At 29.1% G+C, this 25,517-nt stretch carries 26 protein-coding genes; 19 read left to right on the top strand and 7 right to left on the bottom strand.

The genetic code is table 11. The features are described 5' to 3' along the window. Positions 1-4: 4 nt before the first annotated feature. Entirely contained in the window at positions 5-568 is a 564-nt protein-coding gene (locus AQ1685_RS10765) for a TetR/AcrR family transcriptional regulator (RefSeq protein WP_095072021.1), read from the bottom strand. A gap of 60 nt (positions 569-628) precedes the next feature. Continuing rightward, positions 629-1,966, bottom strand: coding sequence for an MATE family efflux transporter (locus AQ1685_RS10760; RefSeq protein WP_095072019.1), 1,338 nt, complete (start codon positions 1,964-1,966; stop codon positions 629-631). 62 nt (positions 1,967-2,028) lie between these two features. On the opposite strand from AQ1685_RS10760, the gene AQ1685_RS10755 reads away from it, so the two are divergent. The 5 genes from AQ1685_RS10755 (at position 2,029) to AQ1685_RS10735 (ending at position 6,060) form a co-directional block, all read left to right on the top strand. Further along, complete coding sequence (locus AQ1685_RS10755; protein ID WP_095072017.1) at positions 2,029-2,430, top strand: acyl-CoA thioesterase; 402 nt, start codon at positions 2,029-2,031, stop codon at positions 2,428-2,430. A 28-nt stretch (positions 2,431-2,458) separates the two neighbouring features. Further along, positions 2,459-3,571 carry a DEAD/DEAH box helicase gene (locus tag AQ1685_RS10750; protein ID WP_095072015.1) on the top strand — a complete coding sequence of 371 codons (1,113 nt, stop codon included), beginning with the start codon at positions 2,459-2,461 and terminating at the stop codon, positions 3,569-3,571. Positions 3,572-3,586: 15 nt separating this feature from the next. Then, a complete protein-coding gene (locus AQ1685_RS10745; RefSeq protein WP_095072014.1) occupies positions 3,587-4,207 on the top strand; it encodes a trimeric intracellular cation channel family protein in 621 nt (206 codons plus the stop codon). Positions 4,208-4,244: 37 nt separating this feature from the next. After that, positions 4,245-4,799 carry a LysM peptidoglycan-binding domain-containing protein gene (locus tag AQ1685_RS10740; protein ID WP_095072012.1) on the top strand — a complete coding sequence of 185 codons (555 nt, stop codon included), beginning with the start codon at positions 4,245-4,247 and terminating at the stop codon, positions 4,797-4,799. Between the two features lie 184 nt (positions 4,800-4,983). Continuing rightward, positions 4,984-6,060, top strand: coding sequence for an energy transducer TonB (locus tag AQ1685_RS10735; protein ID WP_095072011.1), 1,077 nt, complete (start codon positions 4,984-4,986; stop codon positions 6,058-6,060). Between the two features lie 35 nt (positions 6,061-6,095). Here AQ1685_RS10735 and AQ1685_RS10730 read toward each other — a convergent pair whose 3' ends face one another. From AQ1685_RS10730 to AQ1685_RS10715, 4 genes are read right to left on the bottom strand one after another with little or no spacing between them, the layout of a single operon-like run. After that, complete coding sequence (locus tag AQ1685_RS10730) at positions 6,096-7,508, bottom strand: TolC family protein (RefSeq protein ID WP_095072009.1); 1,413 nt, start codon at positions 7,506-7,508, stop codon at positions 6,096-6,098. 5 nt (positions 7,509-7,513) lie between these two features. Continuing rightward, positions 7,514-8,878 carry an HlyD family secretion protein gene (locus tag AQ1685_RS10725; RefSeq protein WP_095072007.1) on the bottom strand — a complete coding sequence of 455 codons (1,365 nt, stop codon included), beginning with the start codon at positions 8,876-8,878 and terminating at the stop codon, positions 7,514-7,516. 4 nt (positions 8,879-8,882) lie between these two features. Further along, positions 8,883-10,535 carry a peptidase domain-containing ABC transporter gene (locus AQ1685_RS10720; RefSeq protein ID WP_095072005.1) on the bottom strand — a complete coding sequence of 551 codons (1,653 nt, stop codon included), beginning with the start codon at positions 10,533-10,535 and terminating at the stop codon, positions 8,883-8,885. Then, positions 10,525-11,205 (bottom strand): TetR/AcrR family transcriptional regulator, encoded by a 681-nt coding sequence (locus tag AQ1685_RS10715; RefSeq protein WP_095072003.1) that lies wholly within the window; start codon positions 11,203-11,205, stop codon positions 10,525-10,527. Before AQ1685_RS10715 ends, AQ1685_RS10720 begins: the two co-directional genes overlap by 11 nt. Before the next feature lie 139 nt (positions 11,206-11,344). Here AQ1685_RS10715 and AQ1685_RS10710 point away from each other — a divergent pair, with 139 nt between their 5' ends. The 14 genes from AQ1685_RS10710 to AQ1685_RS10645 all read left to right on the top strand — a co-directional run bounded on the left by AQ1685_RS10710 (position 11,345) and on the right by AQ1685_RS10645 (position 24,442). Beyond that, positions 11,345-11,998: a TetR family transcriptional regulator C-terminal domain-containing protein gene (locus AQ1685_RS10710; protein ID WP_095072001.1), complete on the top strand. Its 654-nt coding sequence runs from the start codon at positions 11,345-11,347 to the stop codon at positions 11,996-11,998. Between the two features lie 3 nt (positions 11,999-12,001). Then, positions 12,002-13,324, top strand: coding sequence for an ABC1 kinase family protein (locus tag AQ1685_RS10705; RefSeq protein ID WP_095071999.1), 1,323 nt, complete (start codon positions 12,002-12,004; stop codon positions 13,322-13,324). Further along, entirely contained in the window at positions 13,314-13,943 is a 630-nt protein-coding gene (locus tag AQ1685_RS10700; protein ID WP_095071998.1) for a flavin reductase family protein, read from the top strand. The genes AQ1685_RS10705 and AQ1685_RS10700 overlap by 11 nt, the downstream gene beginning before the upstream one ends. A 1-nt stretch (position 13,944) precedes the next feature. Beyond that, on the top strand, positions 13,945-15,366 hold the full coding sequence (locus AQ1685_RS10695) for an SDR family oxidoreductase (RefSeq protein WP_095071996.1): 1,422 nt from the start codon (positions 13,945-13,947) through the stop codon (positions 15,364-15,366). After that, the gene (locus AQ1685_RS10690; protein WP_095071994.1) at positions 15,363-15,506 is read left to right on the top strand and encodes a DUF2256 domain-containing protein; all 144 of its coding nucleotides are present in this window, start codon (positions 15,363-15,365) and stop codon (positions 15,504-15,506) included. The genes AQ1685_RS10695 and AQ1685_RS10690 overlap by 4 nt, the downstream gene beginning before the upstream one ends. Then, positions 15,482-16,786 carry a DASH family cryptochrome gene (locus tag AQ1685_RS10685; RefSeq protein ID WP_095071992.1) on the top strand — a complete coding sequence of 435 codons (1,305 nt, stop codon included), beginning with the start codon at positions 15,482-15,484 and terminating at the stop codon, positions 16,784-16,786. Before AQ1685_RS10690 ends, AQ1685_RS10685 begins: the two co-directional genes overlap by 25 nt. Further along, a complete protein-coding gene (locus AQ1685_RS10680) occupies positions 16,786-18,288 on the top strand; it encodes a cryptochrome/photolyase family protein (RefSeq protein WP_095071990.1) in 1,503 nt (500 codons plus the stop codon). The genes AQ1685_RS10685 and AQ1685_RS10680 overlap by 1 nt, the downstream gene beginning before the upstream one ends. 158 nt (positions 18,289-18,446) lie before the next feature. Next, complete coding sequence (locus AQ1685_RS10675; RefSeq protein ID WP_095071989.1) at positions 18,447-19,937, top strand: cryptochrome/deoxyribodipyrimidine photo-lyase family protein; 1,491 nt, start codon at positions 18,447-18,449, stop codon at positions 19,935-19,937. Continuing rightward, on the top strand, positions 19,937-20,362 hold the full coding sequence (locus tag AQ1685_RS10670) for a hypothetical protein (protein WP_095071987.1): 426 nt from the start codon (positions 19,937-19,939) through the stop codon (positions 20,360-20,362). Before AQ1685_RS10675 ends, AQ1685_RS10670 begins: the two co-directional genes overlap by 1 nt. Continuing rightward, entirely contained in the window at positions 20,352-20,618 is a 267-nt protein-coding gene (locus AQ1685_RS10665; RefSeq protein ID WP_095071985.1) for a TIGR03643 family protein, read from the top strand. Before AQ1685_RS10670 ends, AQ1685_RS10665 begins: the two co-directional genes overlap by 11 nt. A gap of 36 nt (positions 20,619-20,654) precedes the next feature. Continuing rightward, a complete protein-coding gene (locus AQ1685_RS10660; RefSeq protein ID WP_095071983.1) occupies positions 20,655-21,335 on the top strand; it encodes an SDR family NAD(P)-dependent oxidoreductase in 681 nt (226 codons plus the stop codon). Between the two features lies 1 nt (position 21,336). After that, entirely contained in the window at positions 21,337-21,867 is a 531-nt protein-coding gene (locus tag AQ1685_RS10655; RefSeq protein WP_095071981.1) for a CIA30 family protein, read from the top strand. 4 nt (positions 21,868-21,871) lie between these two features. Then, the gene (locus tag AQ1685_RS10650) at positions 21,872-22,342 is read left to right on the top strand and encodes a TspO/MBR family protein (RefSeq protein ID WP_095071980.1); all 471 of its coding nucleotides are present in this window, start codon (positions 21,872-21,874) and stop codon (positions 22,340-22,342) included. 555 nt (positions 22,343-22,897) lie between these two features. Next, positions 22,898-24,442 carry a WG repeat-containing protein gene (locus AQ1685_RS10645; RefSeq protein ID WP_162288573.1) on the top strand — a complete coding sequence of 515 codons (1,545 nt, stop codon included), beginning with the start codon at positions 22,898-22,900 and terminating at the stop codon, positions 24,440-24,442. 58 nt (positions 24,443-24,500) lie between these two features. Here the strand turns inward: AQ1685_RS10645 and AQ1685_RS10640 are convergent, their stop codons facing one another. Then, positions 24,501-25,517, bottom strand: coding sequence for a helix-turn-helix transcriptional regulator (locus tag AQ1685_RS10640; RefSeq protein WP_095071977.1), 1,017 nt, complete (start codon positions 25,515-25,517; stop codon positions 24,501-24,503).

Raw genomic sequence — 25,517 nt, 5'->3', positions numbered from 1 at the left:
ATTTTTACTCTAATACAGAAAGAATTGTTTTTATAATACTTTTCAAATCTTTTTGATCATGTATTAAAACATTAGAAAGATTAAATCCTTGAAAGGCAGTTAATAAATAAATAGCATATTCGTAAGCTGTTTTATTTTTATTAATTGAACCTCTTTCTTGACCCTTTTCTATAATGTCTTTAAATAATGTAATCATACCATCATTATTTTGCTTTAGAAACTTATGAACTGTAGCTTCCTGATTGGCCATTTCAGTAACACAGTTATTAATTAAACATCCGTTTTTATCATTAATGTTTGAATAAAATATTCGTTCTAAAGTTTTGATATAACAGTCATTTGAACAAAGAATATTATGAATCTTTTCTTGAGCTTCACACTGATAACTCTTTAAACAAAGCATATACAAATCTAACTTACTACCAAAAGTATTATAAATGCTAGATCTGTTTAATCCAGTAGCATCAACTAAATCTTGCATAGAAGTTAAACTGTAACTTTTTTGATGAAATACTTCAGTTACTTGTTTTATTACTTGCGCTTTATCAAATGTTTCTGTCTTTGGCATGTATTTGAAATGATCGTTTCAAAATTAATTGTTTTTTTGAAACTAAAAATAAATTAAATGTTAATTTTTTAATAAAGCGATTTCTTTACGTACAAAAAAGTAGGTAACAATGGTTGCTAACAAGTCAGAAATAGGGAAGGAGAACCATATTCCATCTAGTCCATAAAAAATAGGAAGAATTAAAATAAACGGAATTAAAAAGATAGATTGACGTAATAAAGTTAGTATTAAAGCAGGTTTTGCTTTTCCCACTGCTTGAAAGTATGAAGCTCCAACTAATTGAAATGCTATAAATGGAGTAGCTAATAAAGTAGTTAAAATAGCATTTGGTGTTTGTTTTAATAATTGCTCATCGTTAGTAAACACAGTTGTCATTTCATAATTAAAGAAATATACAGCAGCAAAAATAAAAATGCACAGAATTGTACCGTACTTATTTGCTGTGTTTAAAACTTCTTTTACCCGATCGTATAAATTGGCTCCATAATTATAACCTGCAATAGGTAAAAAACCTTGTACTATTCCAAAAACGGGGAAAAATATAAACATCATTAAACGATTAATTATCCCAAAAACCGCTACTGAGGATTCATTTCCATATTTGTACAAAGAATAATTCAAAATAATTGTTAAAACACTAATTGTACCTTGTCTAACAAGTGTTATACTTCCCAAAGAACTAATTTCTGAAACTATAGCTTTATTTAATTTTAACTGATTGAAACGTATTTGTAAACTACTTTTTTTAGAAAGTAAAAAACCAAGAATAAATAATCCACAAACAGCATAAGCGATAGAGGTTGCTAAACCTGCGCCAAACATTCCCCAGCCAAATACTTTGATGAATACGATATCTAAAATAATATTTGCTATAGCAGGTAAAATTAAAGCGACCATTGCATAAGTTGGTTTTCCTAAAGCTCTAATAATTGGATTTCCCATCATTGCATAAGCTAAAAATGGTACACCAATAATTATAATTCTGAAGTAAGGAATTGCGGGCTCTAAAATATTTCCATTGGCTCCAAATAATTTTAAAACTGCTTCTTCAAAAATTAAACATATAGCTACTAAAATAACTGAAGTTAGTGTTGTTAAACTGATTTGATTTCCAAATACTTTTTTAGCTTTTTCAACATTATCTGCTCCTAAAGCCAAAGAAATAACTGAACTTCCTCCAATACCAATAGCCATTCCAATAGAAGAAATTAAAAAACCGATTGGTAATACAACAGTAATAGCAGCAATAGCTAAAACACCAATCCATTGTCCAACAAAAATGGTGTCTACAATCATGTTAATAGACATCACTAAAATACCAATTGCAGCAGGTACAGATTGTTTTAATAATAACTTACTTACTTTTTCTGTGGAAAGTTCACTGGCAACTTGATTCATGATAGTAGAAATTAGGCTACAAATTAACGAAATAATAAGCTTTCTTATGTAAGTTTGTAGTTATGAATTTAAGTAAAGTTTTCACGACAACTAGAGTAGTAGTTTCTGAAGAAATTGACAATCTAAATCATGTTAATAATGTAGTTTATGTACAATGGGTACAAGATATAGCTACATTACATTGGCAACATCTAGTGAAGGATATAAATGCGGATCATTTAATTTGGGTTCTTGTGAAACATGAAATTGATTATATAGGACAAGCAGTTTTAAATGATGAAATCACATTAAAAACTTGGGTTGGTGAAACTAAAGGAGTAAAATCTGTTCGTCATGTAGAAATTTTTAAAGAAGACAAACTATTAGCAAAATCGAAAACAACTTGGTGTTTGTTAGATAGTAAAACGTTACGACCAACCAGAATTACAGAAGAAATATTTAATTTATTATCTCCATCCGAATAAGACTATCTTTGCGGTCTAAAATATATATATGTCAACTTTTTCAGATTTAGGTGTTCGAAAAGATTTTATAAAGGGATTAAATGAGTTGGGAATTAAAAAACCAACTGAAATTCAAGAAAAAACAATTCCTTTTTTATTAGAAGAAAGAACTGATTTTATTGGTTTAGCACAAACAGGGACAGGAAAAACCGCAGCTTTTGGGTTACCAATTTTACATCAGATAAAACCTAATTCAGATACGATTCAAGCCTTAATCTTATCTCCAACAAGAGAATTAGTACAACAAATTAAAAAACAACTTTTTAAGTTTACGAAGTATGTAGATCATAAAATATTTGTAGAAGCTGTTTATGGTGGTGAGAAAATAGATAGGCAAATCAAAAATTTACAAAGAACTACGCATATTGTTGTGGCTACTCCCGGTAGACTTATTGATTTAATTGAAAGAGGTGAGATAGACTTAAAAAACATAAAGACTTTAGTTTTAGATGAAGCAGATGAAATGCTGAGTATGGGATTTAAGTTAGAAATCAACAGAATTTTAAAATATACTTCTGGTGAAAGAAATACATGGTTGTTTTCTGCAACAATGCCTGATGAAATAAAAAAGATTGTAAAAAATTACATGAATATCAACGCAAAACGAGTTGAGATTAATCCAGCTTCTGTAGTTAATGAAAATATTACACATTATTATACTGTAGTAACTTCTGCAAATAAAACAGATGCAGTAATTTCTTTTTTGGAAGGTAGACAAGATGAACGCGGAATTATCTTCGCTAGAACAAAAGCTGGCGCAAGAAAGCTAACAGAAGAATTATTAGAAGAAGGTTTTACTGTTGGTGTTTTAGAAGGAGATATGAAGCAAATAGAAAGAGATAAAGTAATGCGTGCTTTTAAAAATCAATCATTACAATATTTAATTGCTACAGATGTTGCTGCAAGAGGAATTGATGTGCAGAATTTAAACTTTGTAATTCATCATAAACTTCCAGAAAAATTAGAATATTATACACATAGAAGTGGAAGAACTGCCAGAGCTGGAAATAGAGGAATCTCACAAGCTTTTATTTCTTCTAGTGAATTAGAAACAATACATCAAATACAAAAAAGATTAAATATTAAGTTTATTAAAAAATAATATTCAGTTTGTAGTATGGATATAATTTACATCATAGATATCTTAGGAACTTTTGCCTTTGCGTTAAGTGGAGCCTTAGTTGCTTCAAAAAAAGAATTTGATCTTTTTGGTGTAATTATTTTAGCATTTGTTACTGCTGTTGGAGGAGGAATGCTGAGAGATATTCTTATAAATGCACATCCAATTAATTGGATAGGTGATTTAAATTATATAAAAACGATAGCAATAGCAGTAGTTTTTACATTTTTATTTAAAAGTAAAATAGAGCCGCTTAGAAAAACTTTCTTTTTATTTGATACCATAGGAATTAGTGTTTTTACTTTATTAGGTTTACAAAAAGGTTTAAGCTATGACCTACCTTCTGTTGTGGCCATAATAATGGGAATGGTTTCTGCTGTTTTTGGTGGAGTAATACGCGATGTTTTAACTAGAGAAGTACCTTTAATATTTAAAAAAGAGATTTACGCATCTGCATGTTTAGCGGGTGGTTTAGTATATTTAGTATTGAAAAATTTTGAAGTGAATGAAAACTTTAGTTTTATATTTTCAGCTTCAGTTATCATTTTAATAAGAACTTTATCAGTAATTTATAAATTAGAATTGCCAAAAATTAAAGATGATTTATTTAAGAATTAAAGAATAGTTTTTAAATTGCTATAAATTAATTTTTTACATGAATAAAATAGTTGTTTTAGTTTCACTTTTTTTATCAATAGTATCTTTTTCACAAGAAAAAAAATTGCCAGAAGGCTGGGATAAAATTTTGTTAGAAGGTAAAGTAGCTTATATGAATTTAATCACCGGTGATGTATCTACCAAATTTCCGCAAAAAAAAGCCGTAAAACCTAAAAAAGTAGAAGAATACGATCCAACGATTACTCATACCGTAAAAAAAGGAGAAACATTAAGTACAATAGCTAGAAAATATAAAATGCCACTAGCACAATTATATAGATTAAATAGTTTGGTTGATTTTGATACCATTGAAATTGGTGATGAAATAGTCATTGGTTATGAAGAAACTCCTTCTCAAAAAGAGAAATTAAAGTCTAAAACTAAAGAATTAAGAGTAGATCATTTTGATGATACTAATTATCATGTTGTAACTTCTGGTGAAACCTTATATAGTATTTCTAAGCTCTATAATATCACTGTATCAACTTTAAAAAAGAAAAACAAACTTTCATCAAATCATATTTTTTTAGGTCAAAAATTAAGAATTAAATAGTTTTAGTTTCTTTTAGTTAGTTTAATTTTAAAATATTAACATATTTATTTAAAATTAACTAAAAATAATTCGTCGACACTTTTCTGCATTTTATCTATACTTATATGTCGTAATAGTATTGAAATTCAATAAAATAGTACAAGTTTTCTAAATTTAGGTATGTAAATTTTCAATCCCCTGTATTATGAATAGTAAGTTTTTCGTAGCAGTTACTTTTTTTGCTTTTGCCCAAGTTTTTTCACAATCTAATAAGACATGTGATACACCTAATGACGAACCAGCTTTAGATTTGAACAGTATTACCAAGTGTTCAATTAAAGATTCAGACGACAAGAAAACTAAAAAGGTTTCTGTCCAAGTTACTTCTAGACGAAGAGTAGTTAGAAAAAGAGATGCGGCTTCTGGTGTAATGACAAACGATTACACGCACAAGTTAGCTAGCATGAAAAAGAAAACAGATGTAATCAATAGTATTAATTTCAATAATGCTGGTGGATTAAAAATTATTCCTTTTAACTACGTAGATGAAATTCCACTTTTTAAAGAGTGTGAAAGTTCTCCAATATACAAGCAAGAGAAATGTTTTAAACAAGCAATATCTAAGCATATCCAAAAAAATATAAAATACCCAGAGAATTCTTACGACAGAGGAATTCAAGGTAGAGTGTTAGTTCAATTCACAATCCAAAAAGATGGTTCTGTAGGTAAACTTAATATTGTATCACCATACAAAGGCGAAGAATTAGGTAAAGAAGCAGAAAGAATTATTAAAAAATTACCAAAATTTGTTCCAGGTAAACATGCAGGTAAAGAAGTAATTGTAAAATACGGATTACCAATAACATTCAGAATTCCAGGTGTAAAACCAACTAATATTAAGAAAGCTGTAAAGAAAGTTGAAGTAAAAGAAGAAATTTTTACATTCTCAGATGTAGAACAATTGCCTCAATTTAAATCTTGTGATAATGCGACTTTAGATTGTTTTAACAAGAGTTTAGTTAAGCATATACAAGATCATTTTGCTTATCCTGAAAGAGCTGTTAATGATAATATTCAAGGTAAAGTTAATATTAGCTTTGTTATCAATAAAAAAGGAGAAGTAATTAATGTAACTACTAAAGGTCCTGCAAATGGTAAAATTTTAGAAACATCAGCAAAGAAATTAGTAGAAAAATTACCTGAATTCAAAGCAGCTGTAAAAAACGGTAAAAAAGTTAATACTAAATATACTTTCCCAATTGAATATAAATTAGACGAATAGAATATCTATTTTCATAATACTAGAAAACCATCCAATTATTGGATGGTTTTTTTATTGTCGTTATCTTGGTTATTGATCATTTGATATAATGATGCTTTAGATTTTAAAAACTTATTTTTAGTGTCAATAAGCTTTAAACGAGTTTCTATTAATTTTACTTCTCTGTAATTTATCCTAAACAAAGAACCTTCTCCAAGAATAAACATTCGTTCTTCTGCTTTCACTAATTTATCATAATCTACCACTAAGTTTGTTAAGATCTGACTTTGTCTGTTTGTAGAAGAAATTTCATTTTCAATATTTCTCATTTTGTTATTCAAATCCATTCTACTAGCAGAAATAACAAAATCAATATCTTGAAGTTTAAGTTTAGCTAATTTAAGTTCGGCTCTTTCTTTTCTTAAAAATAACGGAATATAAACATTAACTCCTCCTTTGTAATTATTGGTGTCAAAATTAGAAAGATTTCTAACTTGAGGACTTAAAAAATTATATTCTAAATCAATTCTAGGGAGTAAATTATTAAACTTTAATCGTTTATTTACCAATAAGCCTTCTTTTTTATAATTCAAAGACTTCATCTTTAAATGATTATTTACATTTAACATAGATACTTCTTGATTCTCAATATTAAGTGCATTATCAATAATATTCAATGTATTAAGATCAGGAGTTATATTATCCTCCAATTCTAGAGGAATATTATTTTCTAACCATAAAAAATTAGCAAGTTTTAATTTTGATTTTAAATATTTCAGTTTCGCTTTTTCAAGATCTAATTGTCTACTTTTGAAATTAATATTAGCTTCTAATGTGTCTACAGCAGGTTTATCACCAGCATTAAAACTTTTCTTTACAATATCGAGTCTGTTTGTTGCATTTGATAAAAAGTCATTATAAGTATTTTGAGTTTCAAAATTCTTTAACCATTCAAAATAGGTAACAATAGCATCATAAAGAATATCATTTACCAATAACTTCTGTTTAGCATTAGCTTGTTTTGTGTACAGTTTAGCTTGTTTTAAAGTAGCCATTCTGTTATTCATTAGCAACCCTCTGGCTAAGGATACAGAAACTCCTGCTCCATAAAGTCCCTGATCTGGTACATTAGCTTCCGGGTTTAAGAAAATACCTGTATTCTTTTCGTAATTTGCTTTGAATTCAACTCCATACCAAGTTGGAATCTTAAATGTGGTATTTAATTTATCAAAATACTCTGTTTTTTTGAACTTCTTTCGATCGTAGTCAACAGAAATTTTAGGATCAAAAGCTCCTCTAGCTTTTAATAATTTTATTTCTCCTTCTGTACTTACAAGCTGGGCTTGTTTTACAATAGGGTGAAACTCTTTTACATATCCTATATATTCAGATAGCGATAAAATATCATTAGTCTGAGCATATAAGCTTAGAGAAAGTATGACAGAAAAAAATGTAAATAGTTTTTTCATAACTATTATTTTAACTTTTTTAATTTACTCTTTTCTACTTTTTTTGAGACCTGCGGTTGGTAAAAGTTAGGAGGGAAGCTATTAAGTTGTCTCCATAGTTCAAACCAAATAGGTACATTATCTAATAGCGCTATAGTTTTTGCACCAGATCCTACACGAATCGCTGTAGGCCAATCTACTGAATCTTTATCTGGAGCAAGTAATACACGATACATTCCGTTATCACTTATAAAATTTTCTATGGCAACAACTTTTGCACCGTAAGTACCATAAGATACATTTGGCCATCCACTAAAAACTATTGCTGGCCAACCATCAAATTGTACACGAACATCTTCTCCAATATGTACTAAAGGTAAATCTATTGGTCGTACATACATTTCAACAGCTAATTCATAATTTGCAGGCATAATTCCTACCAATTGTTCCCCTTCTTTAAATGTTTCTCCAATACCAGATTTTATAGCTTTATTAATAAAACCGTCTTGTGGAGCAGTAATAAATAATAAACTATTTCTTTTGGTGTAATTAGCTACGCTAGTTTCTAATTTAGAAACCTGTACTTCAGTATCTAGAGTTGCCGATTTAGCAGTAAATAAGCTACTTCTAGCTTTAGATAATTTATCTTGATAAGTAGCATTTAAAGTAGAAATGGCCAATTTTGCATTAATTACATTATTTTGAGAAGTTAAATACTTGTTTTCTTGAGAAATTAACTTTGCATTTGCTTCTTGAAATTTAGCACGTTTCTCTTCTACATCTTTTACAGCTTTTAATCCTTCTTTTTGTAAGTTTATAACACGATCTAACTGTATTTTAGCAATATCTTGCTTTGTTTTCACTGCTTCTAAATCAATACTATCACTTTTTACTTTTAAATGTGCCTGAGTTAATTTATTTTTTGCCTGTTCTAGTTTTAAAACTCGTTCATTTTGTAAAGCCTTAATTTGACTTTCTAGAGCAACAACTTTATTTCTATAAGCATCAATAGATTGTGTTTTTATATTTAACTGATCTTGAGTTCTACGTGCAAGTTGATTATCAAAGTATTCACTTTTAACTTCAGAAATTCTCAGTATCGTGTCTCCTTCCTTAACAAAATCACCTTCCTGTACATACCATTGTTCTATTCTTCCTGGTATTTGTGATTGTAATGTTTGTGGTCTTTGATTAGGACGTAACGTAGTTACATTACCTTTACTAGAAATATTTTGAGTCCACGGTAAAAACAGAATAATTAATATAATTATAGAAAATACTAACAAAAATCGTTTAAAACGTTTGTGGTACTCTTTAGTAAAAATTTCCTTTCCTGATTTAAACCTTGTTAAATCAAAATTCGTTATGTTATTGTTAGAAATATTCAGCATCTTTTTACTTTTTTATTTGCCCTTTTTCTAAGACAATATGTTTATTACATTTTTCTTTCCAGCAAGCATTACTACTTACTACAATTAAACTCCAAGGTCTTTCAGGTGAAGCTAAAAAGTTTATAATTCCTTTTGTTTCTTCTATCTGACATTGATCTAAAGGATCTTCTAAGATTAATAACTTTGGTTTGATAGTAATTGCTCTTGCTAAAATTATTTTTTTAGCTATAGTAAATGCAACTTGCTTTCCTTCTGGTTTTATTATGGTTTTTAATCCTTCAGGTTGTTGTTTAACGAATTCAGTTAATCCGACTACATCTAATACTTTATAAATTTCTTCGTCAGTAATACTAGTATTACCAAAAGTAATATTCTCTCGTATAGTACCTTCAAAAGGCGTTTCTTCAGAAAGAGATAATCCTAAAAGAGATCTATAATTATTGATATGTAAACCTTGTATTGAAAGATTATTTACATGTAAAAATCCTGAAGTTGGTTCAATAACACCAGCTATTAATTGTAATAAACTCGACTTACCAGATCCACTTTCACCTTGAACAAGTATACGGTCTTGCTTGTTGATAGTAAATGAAATATCATTTAAAATAGGTGTAGGCTTATTAGCTACTTTATATGAAGCATTCTGTAATTCAATAGTAAGGTCTCCACTTACCATTTCACCACTTTGACTTTCTATAGGTTTATCAACTACTTGTCCAAGTTTTTCAATAGAAGTTAATACATCATAGAAAGATTCTAATCCTAGAATTAACTTTTCTACAGAACTAATAACAAGTAAAACGATAATTTCAGCAGCAACGAATTGTCCGATATTCATTTGCTGATTCAATACTAAAAATCCACCTATTAATAACAAACCTGCAGTAACTAAAACTTTAAAATTGATCATTAAAATGAATTGGATTACTAAAATTTTAAAGTGACTTTCTCTAGAGTTCAAATACTTATTTACCAACGCATCATTCTTTTCTAAAGCCAGGCTTGTTTTTCCAGACAATTTAAAACTCACTACCGATCTAGCTACTTCTTGAAGCCAGTGAACAACCTTATATTTATTTTTAGATTCATCTAAACTTGTTTCAATACCTCTTTGTGCTGTAAGCTTAAATAAGATGTAAATAAGTACTAGAAGTAATAATCCAAAAATGATAAAAAACGGATGATAAAATGATAATAGTAGTAACGCAAATATAATTTGTAAAAAAGCGGATGGTACATCTATTAAAATCTTTGATAGTCCTTTTTGAATGGTAAGAGTATCGAAAAATCTGTTAGCTAATTCTGGTAAATAGTAGTTTCTCAATTCCTTCATTTTAATTTTAGGGAATCGATAACTCAATTCAAAAGAAGCTCTTGTGAAAATTCTTTGCTGAATAGTTTCAATAATACGCAATTGCATAAGTTTTAAAACTCCAGAAAAAATTACTCCCATAGTAACTAAAACTACAAGAACAATCCATGAAGCTGATACCTGCGCTCCTTGAATTAAGTTAATAATCGCTTGAATACCTAATGGAAGCGATAAGGATACTAATCCTTCGAAGATAGCGTAATAAGAAATTTGAAAAATATCTTTGCGCTCTAATTTTACTAAACCAAGGAATCGTCTCCAAGGGGTTAAAGATTTAGTTGTCATTTGTTAAAGTTTTTATTACTAAGTGTGAATAAAATTGTGTTGGTGTAACTGATTCATTACAATTAGTAATAGATGTAAAATGTTGAGTCATAAATTGCTGATGTAATGCTCCTTCTGTAACTGAACTAGCTAAACTTAAAGGGAATTCATATTTGTTATTGTATTCAGAAATAATATCAGCTAATCTTCTAACCACTCTTTTATAGGGTAAAAAGTATCCTTGTTTATTTTCTGAATCAACACTTTTTGTTAAATAAGATTTAGAATTTTCGTTGATAATAATTTTATTAAGTAAAATTTCATTAATGTGTGAGAAATTTTGATCTTCTTTGGTTGTTCTCGTAACAATTTCTACAGCTTTCTCCAATTTTTCTTTGCTATCCTTAATACTAAATGTTTCAATCACTAATTGGTATTCTAGCCATCTCCAGTACCAAGAACTTAAGTATATTAATAATTTGTGTTTGCTTTCAAAATATCTGTAAACAGAACTTTCATTAGAGCCAATAAGTAACCCTAATTTTTTGAAATTAAAACTTTCAAAACCAATTTCATCTATTAAAATGATACTGTTTTGAACTATTTTTTTACCTAATTCAGAGGATTCTGGATTCTTCAAATAAATCCCTTCAGGCACCTCAATTTTTATGTTTGAAAGTAATTTATCCATTGTTAATTGTTTTGAATGCAAATATAATAGTATTACTATTAAAAAAAAGTTAAAAAATCATTATTGTTTAATTATTTTATTTTTAAGTTAAACAAAATATAAGTATCTTTGAAGTGGTAAAATTCAATCTTTTAATTTCATGGCTAAAAAGAAAAATATAACTCAGTTGGACATTATTACAATGTATATGGATTATGTACTAGAACATAATGAAGATCCAAAATCTGTATACAAGTTTGCAAAAGAGAATAATTTCGAAGAACAATTATTTTACAACAGTTTTGCTTCTTTCGAAGCAATAAAAAAATCAATATTTACTGTTTTCTTTGAAAACACTGTATCATTATTACATAAAAGTGAAGAGTTTGAAAACTTTGATGCTAGAAATCAGTTATTAAGTTTCTACTTTACATTTTTCGAAAACTTAACTGCTAATAGAAGTTATGTGGTTTACGCTTTATCTGGACATGGAAATAAGCTTAAAACACTTCAGATATTAAGTGGTTTAAGAACCAACTTCAAAAAATTTATCGGTACTCTTAACATAGAAAAGCTAGAGTTAAAGCAAGAAAGATTAGAGAAAATTCAAGACAAAGCGATAAGTGAAAGTGCTTGGATTCAATTGATAATGACTATGCAGTTTTGGTTGAATGACACATCGTCTTCCTTTGAGAAAACGGATGTGTTTATAGAGAAGTCTGTTAATGCAAGTTTTGACGTGTTAAACATAGCACCAGTGAAAAGTGTAATAGACTTCGGTAAATTTTTATTTAAAGAAAAGATGATGAAGTAATATATGAAGACAATAGATAACATCCCCACTTCCAAAATTCAAAGAGCTTCTAAATTAGTGCAAACTGGTGCTAAAGTAGGAGTGAATTATTTGAAATATTACGGAAGTAAATTAGTTAATGGAGAAGAAGAAGCCAAACAACAATTAAACAAAGATAATGCTGAAGATATTTATAACGGATTAAAGCAGTTGAAAGGAAGTGCTTTAAAAGTTGCACAAATGTTAAGCATGGAAAAAGGAATTTTGCCACAAGCTTATGTTGAGCAATTTTCTTTGTCACAATTTTCAGTTCCACCATTATCAGCACCATTAGTAAAAAAGACATTCAAAAATTACTTTGGAAAATATCCAAGTGAGCTTTTTGATAAGTTTAATTTAAATGCTGTAAGTGGTGCAAGTATTGGTCAGGTACATTTAGCTGAAAAAGATGGAAACAAATACGCAGTTAAAATTCAATATCCAGGAGTTGCAGAAAGTATTTCGACTGATTTAGCTTTAGTGAAGCCCATTGCAATTAAAATGTTCAATATCCGTGGAAAAGATAGCGATAAATATTTTAAAGAGGTTGAAAATAAGTTAGTTGAAGAAACGAATTACATTTTAGAAGTAGAGCAAAGTCAGGCTATCGTAGATGCTTGTAAGCATATCAAAAATTTAAAATTCCCAAATTATTATAAGGAGTTCTCTTCAGATCGAATTATCACAATGGATTGGATGGATGGAATTCATCTTTCCGAATTTACCAGTACGAATACTGATCAAAAGAAAGCGAATGAATTAGGTCAGGCTTTATGGGATTTTTATATGTATCAAATGCATATTATTAAAAAAGTTCATGCCGATCCACATCCTGGGAATTTCTTAGTTTCAAAAGATACTAATTTAATTGTGCTGGATTTTGGTTGTATGAAACAAGTTCCTGAAGAATTTTATAAGCCATACTTTGAATTGGCTAAAAAGGAAAGCATTTCTGATCCAGTATTTTTTGAGAAAAAACTATATGAATTGGAAATTCTTAGAGAAGATGATAGTCCAGAAGAATTGGCTTTTTTCAAAGATATGTTCCATGAAATGTTGAGTTTGTTTACTCAACCATTTCACACTAAGGAATTTGATTTTTCTGATGAAACATTCTTTGGTAAAATCACTGAATTAGGAACGAAGTATGCTAAGAATACTGAGCTCAGAAATATGAATGGAAATAGAGGCTCTAAGCATTTTATTTATATCAACAGGACATTCTTTGGACTTTACAATCTAATGCACGATTTAAAAGCTAAGAATATTAAGATTAACAATTTCGAACAGTATAAAGATGTTTTTTAATAGAGAAGATATAGATGGATTCGATAAAATTCATCGTATAAACTTGATGAATAGTTTATCGGGTTACAAATCAGCAAATTTAATAGGAAGTATTTCTCCTGATGGTGAAGAAAATGTTGCTGTATTCAGCTCGATAGTTCACTTAGGATCGAATCCACCGTTATTAGGGTTTATTTTACGTCCTACAACTGTTCCGAGAAATACGTATGAAAATATTAAAGAAACTGGTTTTTATACGGTAAATCATATCACAAAAAGTATCACAGAAGATGCACATCATACATCTGCTAAATATGATAAAGGTGTTTCTGAATTTGAAATGACAAACTTAACTCCAGAATACAAGAACGATTTTATAGCTCCTTTTGTACAAGAATCACCAGTACAAATAGGTATGAAATATGTTGAAGAGTATTATATCAAAGCAAATGATACAATTATGTTAGTTGGTGAAATTCAATTTTTTGAAGTTGAAGATCATATGTTGCAAGAAGACGGATTTTTGAATTTATCTAAAGGGAATGTTGCAACGATAAACGGGCTTGATGGATATGCTATTCCGAATTTATTTACAAGATACGAGTATCAGCGTCCAAAAAAGGCAGTAGAAAAATTATAAAATGAAGATTTTAATCACAGGTACAACAGGGTATATCGCAAAAAGATTAGTGTTGAGACTATTAGAAGATGGTCATCAGCTAGTTTGTTGTGTCCGTGATTTAAATAGAATTCCAGACGAAATTGAGTATAAAGACGGAATAGAGTTCATAAAAGTAGATTTCTTAGAAGATAATTTAGAAGCTTTTCCTGAAGATATAGACGCTGCTTATTATTTAATTCATTCCATGTCTACGACAGCTACGAATTTTGAGGATTTAGAAAAAAAATGTGCTCAGAGTTTCAAATCGTTGATAGAAAAAACGAATTGTAAGCAGGTAGTTTATTTAAGCGGAATTGTAAATGATGATTCTTTATCTAAACATTTAAAATCTAGATTAGAAGTTGAAAAATCTTTGAAATCTAATCAATATGCTTTAACAACATTTCGAGCTGGAATTATAGTAGGAAGTGGAAGTGCTTCTTTTGAAATTATAAGAGATATTGTAGAGAAATTACCTTTAATGGTAACGCCAAAATGGTTGAATACTCGAACACAACCTATAGCAATTAGAGATGTGTTAAGTTTTCTAGTCAACGGTTTAGGAAACTTAAAAGTATACAATAAATCATTTGACATTTGCGGACCAGAAATTCTTACTTATAAAGAAATGTTATTGCAATTTGCAAAAGTAAGAGGCTTAAAAAGATACATTTTTACTTTACCTGTTTTATCACCTCGAATGTCTTCGTATTGGCTGTATTTCGTGACTTCTACGTCATTTAATTTGGCAAAAGCATTAGTTGATAGTATGAAAGTTGAAGTTGTTGCAAAGCCAAATAATATAAATGAAATATTGAATGTTAATCCCATACAATATAGACAAGCTGTTAGTTTGGCATTTCAAAAGATCGAACAAAATGCTGTAGTATCAAGTTGGAAAGATGCAATTAGTAGTGGTGTTTTTAATGATCAATTAAATAATCATGTTCGAATTCCACAGTTCGGATGTTTTAAAGATGTACGATCTAGAAAAGTAATTGACGAAGATTTTACAATTGACAAAATATGGTCTATTGGAGGTGAAAATGGTTGGTATAGTTACAACTGGCTTTGGCGTATTAGAGGTTATGTAGATAAAATTTTTGGTGGAGTAGGCTTACGCAGAGGGAGAACACATAATACATATTTAGAACCGGGAGATCCGTTGGATTTTTGGAGGGTTTTATTAGCTGATAAAGAACAGAAACGTTTGCTATTATTTGCTGAAATGAAACTTCCTGGTGAAGCTTGGCTAGAGTTCAAAATTGTGAAAAATCAATTATTTCAAAGAGCAGTATTTCGACCAAAAGGAATATTAGGAAGATTGTATTGGTATTCCGTTTTACCCTTTCATGCTTTTGTATTTAAAGGAATGATTAATGCTTTGGTTTATCAAAAATGAAAGGAGTAAAAAAACAACATTTACCCACTAAAATTTGTCCAGTTTGTGAACGACCATTTACATGGAGAAAAAAATGGGAGAAGAACTGGGAAAATGTAAAATATTGTAGTAAAAAATGCAGCAACAAAAAACAGCAATAGTTTGGTTTACAAACACATTAAGAACTCGAGATAATAAAGCTTTACATGAAGCTATTTCTAATTATGATAAAGTAATTGCAATATATTGTTTTGATAAAACCATGTTTGAAACAAAACAATTTGGTTTTAAAAAAACAGAGAAATACAGAGCAAAATTTTTGATAGAATCAGTAAATGATTTATCAAATCAATTGAAAGAATTAAACGTACCTATTTATATACATCATGAGCATCCGCATGTAATTTTACCATTGTTTTGTCTGACTCACAACGCGGATGCTCTCTTTTATCAAAAAGAATTTACTCAGGAAGAAACATCAGAAATTAATCGTGTAGTAGAAAAACTTCCAGATACGGTTCAGGTTAAAAGTTTTTATGATCAATTTTTATATCATCCAGAAGATATTCCAATAAACATTAAAACTATCCCAGAAGTTTTTACTGTTTTCAGAAAAAAAGTAGAGAAATATGCTACAATTCGTGAAGAAGTAATTCCTGTAGCAATGCCAAAAGAGAATTATCTGGAGAATGATACTAAAATCCCAACATTACAAGACTTAGGTTATCATAATTTTGAAGTTCCAACTAAAACTGCTTTTCCTTTTAAAGGAGGAGAATCTGCAGCTTTTGAGCGTTTAAACTCGTATTTCTTTTCATCTAAAAAACTATCATATTATAAGAAAACTAGAAATGGTTTAATTGGAGTTGATTATAGTTCAAAATTCTCTCCTTGGTTGGCTCATGGTTGTATTTCAGCGAAGTCAATTTACTGGGAAGTAAAAAAATATGAAAAACAGTTCGGAAGTAATCAGTCTACTTATTGGTTGATTTTTGAATTGATTTGGCGTGATTATTTTAAATATTTATCGCTAAAACATGAAAATAATTTATTCAAGTTAGAAGGAATAAAGGAATTATCATATTCATGGAAAAATAACGAAAGATTAATTCAAAATTGGATTAATGGTGAAACTAATGAGCCTTTCGTAAATGCCAATATGATAGAGTTAAAAGAAACGGGTTGGATGAGCAATAGAGGTCGACAAAACGTAGCTTCATATTTTGCAAAAGAACTGTTGTTAGATTGGAGAATTGGCGCGGCATATTTCGAAAGTATGCTAATTGATTACGATGTGCATAGCAATTATGGAAATTGGCAGTATGTATCTGGTGTTGGAAATGATCCAAGAGATAGAAAATTTAATGTACAACTACAAGCAGAACGATATGATGCAAATGGCAAATATCAACAAATGTGGTTACAACCAACCTTTTTCTAATGAAAGCAGTAAGTATTATTTTTCCGCATCAGTTATTTAAAAGTACAACGCATATTTCAAAAGAAAATGAGGTGTATTTAGTTGAGGAATATTTATTCTTCAAACAATATGCTTTTCACAAGCAAAAATTAGCTTTTCACAGAGCTACAATGCAGTTTTATAAAGACTTTTTAAATGAAAAAGGATATCAAGTTACTTATGTAGAAAGTACAACTGAAATTTCAGATATTAGAAATTTACTGCCACAATTGATAGAAAAAGGATACAAACAACTTTATTTTATTAATCCTACGGATAATTGGCTAGAAAAGAGAATTCATGAATTTGAAAATGAGATAGAATTAATTGAAATAGACAATTCGTTATTTATTAATACTAAAGATGAATTAACTACTTTTTTTAAAGCTTCTAAAAAGAAATTTTTCCAAACTTCTTTCTATAAAAAGGAACGTTTAGGTAGAAATATTTTAATCACAAATGAACAACCAGTAGGAGGAAAGTGGACTTTTGATACGGATAATAGAAAGAAATATCCAAAAGGTAAAACACCACCACAAATTACATTTCCTGATGCTAACAAATATTATCTAGAAGCCAAGAAATATATTGAAGAAAATTTCTCTGACACTTTAGGGGAAATTGATAAGCAACAATTATATCCTTTAACTTATGAAGAGTCAGAAAATTGGTTAGAACAGTTTTTTGAAGTTCGTTTCCATGAATTCGGAATTTATGAAGATGCTATTGTGAAAGACAAACATTTCTTGAATCATAGTATTTTATCACCATTAATTAATGTTGGATTGTTATCTCCTTTAGAAGTAATTAAAAAGGCAATTGATTATGCTGCTCAACATGAAATTCCGATTAATTCTTTAGAAGGTTTTGTCCGTCAAATATTAGGTTGGCGTGAGTTTATACGTGGAATTTATGAAGTGAAAGGTACAGAAGAACGAACAAAGAATTTCTGGAACCATTCTAGAAAAATACCAGCTTCTTTTTATGAAGGAACTACGGGAATTTTACCAATAGATACTACAATTAAAAAGATCTTAAAAACAGGATATGCACATCATATTGAACGCTTAATGATTTTAGGGAATTTTATGTTGTTGTGTGAGTTTGATCCAGATGAAGTATATCGTTGGTTTATGGAGCTGTTTATCGATGCTTACGACTGGGTAATGGTGCCGAATGTTTACGGGATGAGCTTATTTGCTGACGGAGGATTAATGTCTACTAAACCATATATAAGTAGTAGTAATTACATTAAAAAAATGAGTGATTACTCAAATGGTGAATGGCAAAAGATTTGGGACGGATTATTCTGGAGATTTATGCATACCAACAGAGAGTTTTTATCAAAAAATCCACGTTTGAATATGCTAATTCGAAATTTAGATAAAATGGGAGTTGAGAAAAGAGAAGAGCATTTTTCTAATGCAGAACATTTCCTTGATAACCTAGATAATAAAAAAGAATTTCAACTGAACTTATTATAGTAAGTATATATGATAATAATGGCTTTTCATAAAATTAATAACATCGATCAGAACTTGTTTCAGGTTCGTATTCATAGATTCCGAAATAAATTCGGAATGATGTTAGGTTTGTGTGATCCCATTATATTCAAATATTCAGAAAACGAAAATTTGAAAATATGAAGAAAAGAGAAGATATAGCAGTAGTTTGGTTAAAGAGAGATTTGAGATTGCATGACAATGAGGCGATAACAAATGCGCTAAACTCAGGAAAAAGAATTTTATTATTATTTGTTTTTGAAAACTTATTGATAAATGACGACCACTACAGTCAACGTCATTGGGATTTTATAAAACAATCATTGGTTGACATGAACACTGAATTGAAAGAATATAACACTAAAATTTTAGCTGTTAATGGTGAAATTTTTGCTGTTTTTAATCAGCTTTTGAATCATTATAATGTCACAGATGTTTTTTCACATCAAGAAACAGGATTATTAGTCACTTTCAATAGAGATAAAGAATTTGCACGTTATTGTAGAAATAATTCCATTGAATGGAAAGAGAATATAAATAACGGAGTTTTAAGAGGTTTATTAAATCGAGAAGATTGGTTTGATAAATGGGAAAGTTATATGTATCAAGATATTTTACCTTTTGATGCAGATAAAGAAGACTTTGTTAGTATTTCAGAAATTAATAGAATCTCAGATTATTTTCATACTACGGATTTAGTAACTGGAGATACTTCTGATTTTCAGCAGGGCGGAAGAACTATTGCATGGAAATATGCAAATACGTTTTTTGAAAAACGTCACGAAAATTACATGTATCATATATCAAAACCAGAAGCTTCGAGAAGTAGTTGCAGTAGACTTTCTCCTTACATAGCTTGGGGAAATGTATCGATACGAGAAGTGTTTCAAAAGGCAAAAGTAGTAAAAGAAGAATCGGAACATAAGCGTCATTTAGGAGCGTTTATTTCTCGCTTACGTTGGCAAGCACATTTCATTCAAAAGTTTGAAATGGAATGTACGATGGAAAATGCTAGTATAAATAAAGGTTTTCACAAGCTGAAAAAATCAATTTCAGAATCTTACAAAACGGCTTGGGAAGAAGGAAATACAGGTTTCCCTTTAGTTGATGCTTCTATGCGTTGTTTAAATAAAACAGGATTTATCAATTTCAGAATGCGTGCCATGTTAGTGTCTTTTTTTACACACATTTTATGGCAGCCTTGGCAAGAAGCAACTCATCATTTATCACGTCAGTTTCTAGATTTTGAGCCTGGAATTCATTTTCCTCAACTGCAAATGCAAGCAGGAGAAACAGGAATTAATAATCTAAGAATTTATAATCCTGTGAAAAATAGTCACGATCACGATCCAGATGCAATTTTTATTAAAAAATGGGTTCCGGAATTAGCACATTTACCAACTCCATTTATTCATGAGCCTTACTTAATGACACATTTAGATCAACAATTTAATAACTGTGTTCTAGGTAAAGATTATCCAAATCCGATAGTAGATATCAAAGAAAATAGAAAAAAAGCCAGTGATATCTTATGGAATATGTTGAAAGATGGAGATGTAAAAAGAGAAAGCTTACGAATTTTACGTAAGCATACGATTACAAATAGAAGTAGAATGTTAAGAGATGAATAATGATATTTAATACTACATATACAAATGAAGACTTTTTAGTGCATAGTAGAGAATTACTAGGAAAGCCATTCTCTTTACTAAATAAAGTTAAACTGAATGGAGTAGGTTCTGGTCGTTTTATGATTGCTGAAGTAAGTCAAAAATTAAAATCAGATAAAGTTCAGTTTTCTGAATTAAATTATGGAAACATAGAAATGCGTCCGAAAGGAATTTTAGTTCATTTCACGAACAGATTAGAACGTTTTTCTTGGTGTATTCCTTATTACAAATTAGTAATATACAATTCCTCGTTTTTCAGTATTCACGCGGAGGGAAGTTTTATAAAATTTTTTAAAAACAAGAATTATTCAGAGAATAAGAAATTCATTTCAAAAATGATTGATTATAAAAATGAATATTTAAATCTAGATTATTATGACGGATAGACAAATTGATAGAATTATAGAAATGGCTTGGGAAGATCGTACAACTTTCGATGCTATTCAATTTCAATTCGGATTAAAAGAACAAGAAGTAATAGATTTAATGCGAAGAGAAATGAAGCCTTCTAGCTTTAGAATGTGGAGAAAAAGAGTGCAGGGTAGAGCTACTAAACATCAAGCAAAAAGGCCTTTTGATAAAGGAAGGTTTAAATGTACAAGACAAAGAAATATATCAAATAATAAAGTATCTAAAAGATAACAATGAACTGAGTTCATTGCATAAAAAATAATAGAAATGAAAACAATTTTAGTTGTAGGAGGAAGTAAAGGAATTGGTAATGCAATAGTAACTTCTTTACAAGAAACACATAAAGTAATTAATTTTAGTAGAACAGAAGTTGCAAGTCATGCAAATGTAACACACTATTCAATTGATATTTTAGAAGACGAATTACCTGAACTTTCTGAAGACATAAATGGTTTGGTTTTTTGCCCGGGAAGCATTAACTTAAAACCGATAGGAAGACTAAAGTTAGATGATTTTAGAAGTGATTTTGAAATCAATGTAATTGGAGCTGTTAAAGTGATTCAAAAGTATATTAACTCACTTAAAAATAATAACGGAAGCGTAGTTTTATTTAGTACTGTTGCTACCAAATTAGGAATGCCTTTCCATGCAAGTGTTGCAGCTAGTAAATCTGCTGTTGAAGGTTTAACAAAATCTTTAGCCGGTGAATTTGCTACTAAAGTTAGATTTAATTGTATTGCTCCAACTGTAACAGATACATCTTTAGCAGAAAAGTTATTACGTAATGATAAACAGCGTGAAAATATGGAAATGAGACATCCGCTAAAGAAATTCTTAAAAGCAGAAGAAGTAGCAAGCTTAGCAAATTATTTGTTATCAGATCATGCTTCTGCAATTTCTGGTCAAGTTTTCCCTATCGATGCAGGAATAGTCAGTTTAAAATTATAATATGAAATATTTAGCCTTTATCATTATGTTGTTTGCTTTCCAAGATACTATAACCGTTGTAGATTTTTCTCAATCTTCTGATATTAGTAGTTGGAAAACAACCAGTGATGATGTTATGGGAGGAATTTCAACTTCTTCTATAGCGTTAAATGAAAATGGTAAAGGCGTATTTTCTGGTCATGTTTCTACAGAAAATAACGGTGGTTTTGCGATGGTCAAAAGTACGGTAGTTGTAGCTTTACATGAAAACTCAAAAAAAGTTATTCTTCGTTTAAAAGGAGACGGAAAAGCATATCAATTTAGAGTAAAATCAAGTCCAACAGATCGACACTGGTATACTCAAAATTTTACAACTTCTGGTGATTGGGAAACTATAGAAATTGATTTAAATAGTTTGTATCCAATTTTCAGAGGTAACAGATTACGCAGACAAAATTTTAATCATACAGAAATTAAAGAAATTGCTTTTTTAGTTGCTAATAAAAAAGATGAAGATTTTAAGCTAATAATCGATTCTATCAAAATCAACTAAATCAATGCAAAAATCATACATCAGATTCATTATTTTTTTAATAGTTAATTTTCTAGCACTTTATGTAGGTGTTTTATTAATGAACGATGGTCCACGAACAGACTGGTATCAAAACTTAAATAAAGCACCATGGACTCCAGCGAATTGGGTTTTTGGTGCAGCTTGGACAACCATAATGTTATTGTTTGCTTTTTATATGACTAAAGTAAGTTACATTTATGAAAGTTTTGACAAGAAATTGATCGTTTTATACGCTGTTCAATGGTTTCTAAACGTAATATGGAATTTACTTTTTTTCAATAAACATTACACCGTATTAGGTTTAATAAGTATCACTTTATTGTGGCTTTTGATTGGTTACATCACTTTTAAGCATATAAAACAGTTAAAATATTATACGATTTTAATTATACCGTATTTAGTTTGGATGACTATTGCTACAAGTCTTAACGCTTATGTGGTTTTTAATAATTAATCATTTAAAAGTATTGATTAATTTCTTTATTTGTACTATTTCTGTTGCGGAAAACTACGTACTTTGAGTTGTTTTTATATTTATAACCAATTGCTTAGGAAGACTAATATCAACCAAAACAGAAGTAATTCCTTTTTGATTTAACTTTTTTATGTAACCTTTAAGGCTTAAGAATTATTATGGATTCACAGTTATTCAAATTCTATACTTTGAATTAATTATACCTTGGGAAATTGAATATCATCTCTACAAAGTGTTGATTTCAATAAAGTTTTGAGTGATTTATAGCCTTAAAAACTTTAAAAATTTTAAAAAAATAATGTGTACAAGTTGCAGTGAATGAGTATTTTTAGAAATATTGATTAGCTAATATAATATTAGACTTTTTCAAAAAACGAGGGATACTTGATTACAAATCAGAAAAAAAAGTATATTTCACTACTAAGAAACAATTATTTGTATCACAAAGAAATAATGATTAAAAATACGATTTATAGTTGCTTGTTTTTTGTTACTTTTTCATGTACAACAAAAACAAAAGAGATAAATATCAAGATGGGAGACAATATTTTAAATCAACACGAACAATTGATCCCCTATAGAAAAGGAGATAAATATGGTTTTTGTGATAGAAACAAAAATATTATTATTAAACCACAATATGATCGTGCAGGTCTTTTTGGTAATGGATATAGTATAGTTACTATTAATGGAAATCGTGGAATTATAAATACATCAGGAGACATAATAATTCCTTTTGATCCATTTTATAAATCATCAATTACTACTAACTTATTTAAGATAAGTAAAGAATATGAAGGCGAAATAGTATGGGGAATAGTGAATTTAAATAGAGAAGTGATTCTTCCTTTGAAATATGATGATATTATATATAGATATGGAAATTTTGAACTTGAAGATTTACAAGGAAAAAAAGGAATTGCTAATCTCAATGGTAAGATTATTATACCAGTTGATTATGAATATATTGAATATAAGAAAGAAAATTTGTATGTGGTATACAAAGGAAGAAAAAAAGGATTATTTACTATAAAAGGAAAGCAGTTAACAGATTTTGAATATAAAAGAGTAAAAGATTTTAGTGATGGTTTAGCTCAGGTAGAGAAAAATACTTCTGATGATGAAAATAGTCTATATGGTTATATAGATACAACTGGTAAAGTAATTGGAAAAATTGAATATGAAGATAATAGTTCTTTTTATGGAGGGTTTGGTGTTGTAAAACAAAATGGGAAATATGGACTTATTGATAAACAAGGAAATATAAAAATAGAAACAAAGTACGATGATCTTGAAGGGGTTTATAATGATGTTGCTCTTTTCCAGAGTAATGGTTTTTGGGGAATCGTTTCTGTAGATGGAAAAGAAATTTTGGAAGCACAATATGAAAAGATTTATTTTTTACATAAAGATATATTAGTAGCTAAACACAAAAATAAATGGGGACTGATTTCTAATAAAGGTAAAAAACAAACAGAGTTTATTTTTGATGAGATCGAAACGCTAGCTTCGTACAGTTTCCGGTTATATCGTTATGATCGTCATAATTTTGATAAAGGTTACTTATCTGTATCAAAAGGATCAAAATGGGGAGTTATAAATGCAAAAGGGGAAATAGTAATACCTATTCATTATGATCGTATTCTCAGTTTTGTAAATGATATAGCTGTTGTTCAAAAAGGAGATAAGTATGGGCTAAAATCAGTTAGAGGATTAGCAAATACCGAAATAGTTTATGATAACATAAATCCTATTTCTTCAAAAGACCATGTAATGATTTTTATTTTTAGGAAGGATAAAAAACTCGGTTTTCTAAATAAAAAAGGTAAAGAAATTTCACCCGCTATCTATGATGAAATAGAACCCGAAAATAATGGATATTATGTGGTCACTAAAGCAGGAAAAGTTGGAATTTTTAATGTTGAATCTGGTAAAGAAACAACACAATGTATTTATGACCGAATAAGTAAAGCAGCTTCTACTGCTTCAGATTATATTTCACTTCTAGAAATAGCTCAGCTTTTCCATGACGGAAAAATACTTTATATTGATAATAATGGACAAGAATTTTTTGAATGACAAAAGCGCTTAAACCTATTCAATTTTTGATAATTGAAATAGTGAGAAAAAAATTTGCTTAATCATCCGAATTAACCGATTTATAATTATTGTAAGCTCGCCCTAATTGTTTACTAATTTTGTCTCTTAATTTTTCTGGTTTTAGTACTTTAATAGATTCTCCATAACCTAAAATTACACGTTCTAATTCAAAGTTTATTTGAACTAAAATATTAAATATGAAACCATCTTCAGTTTCTTTGATTAAACGTTGAGTATGGTGAAAAGGTTTGGTAATTACGTAAGGAGCTAAGCGTTTTTCAATCCAAAATTCGATACGTTTTGGTCTAGAATTAGAAACAGTAACGCCAATTACATTTTTAAAATATTCATCACCATTAACAGCTTTATCTATGTATTCAAGTTCATCTTTCTCTTCAATTTTTATAATACGATCAAGAGCTAAATTCATAAAATCAGTTTTATGATACACTATTAAAAACCATCGATTATTAAACTCTTTTAAAAGCTGCGGATGAACAGTAAGAATATTTTCTTGTCTAGCTTTAAATGACTTATATGTGATTTCTAAAACTTTCTTCTTTTGAATTGCACTGTATAATGGATCTATAAGTTGCAAACCTTTTAATTGTTCATTTTTATCTAAATGAATAATAGCACGATTATTTTCTTGTGAAGAGTATACAGAATCTTCTAAACGTTGTAAAACTCCATCCATTTCTCTAAACAGAGAAAAATCTTTAAATTGACGTAAAACCTGAATCGCATTGTTCATTACTTTTACATCATTTTCAGTGACAGGAATATTCATAATAGAATAACCTTCTTCTGCATAACGATAATATTTTCGTTGATAAACTTCTATTGGAGCATTGTAACCCAATTTATCACTACGCATCATTTGAATATCGAGCTGAACAGTTCTTTTACTTACATAAACATCTTTACCTTCATACTCATATAAAGCATCAGAACAAGCATCAATCAGATCATTTAAAGTCCATTTACGCATGGTATTTCGTAAACATTGATCTATAGTTTTATATCGAATAAGAGCATTTTTATTTGATGCCAT

The sequence above is a fragment of the Tenacibaculum jejuense genome, assembly GCF_900198195.1.
Taxonomy (GTDB): domain Bacteria; phylum Bacteroidota; class Bacteroidia; order Flavobacteriales; family Flavobacteriaceae; genus Polaribacter; species Polaribacter jejuensis.
The sequence above is the reverse complement of the archived record's forward strand: the minus strand, read 5'-3'. Positions and strand labels throughout refer to the sequence as shown.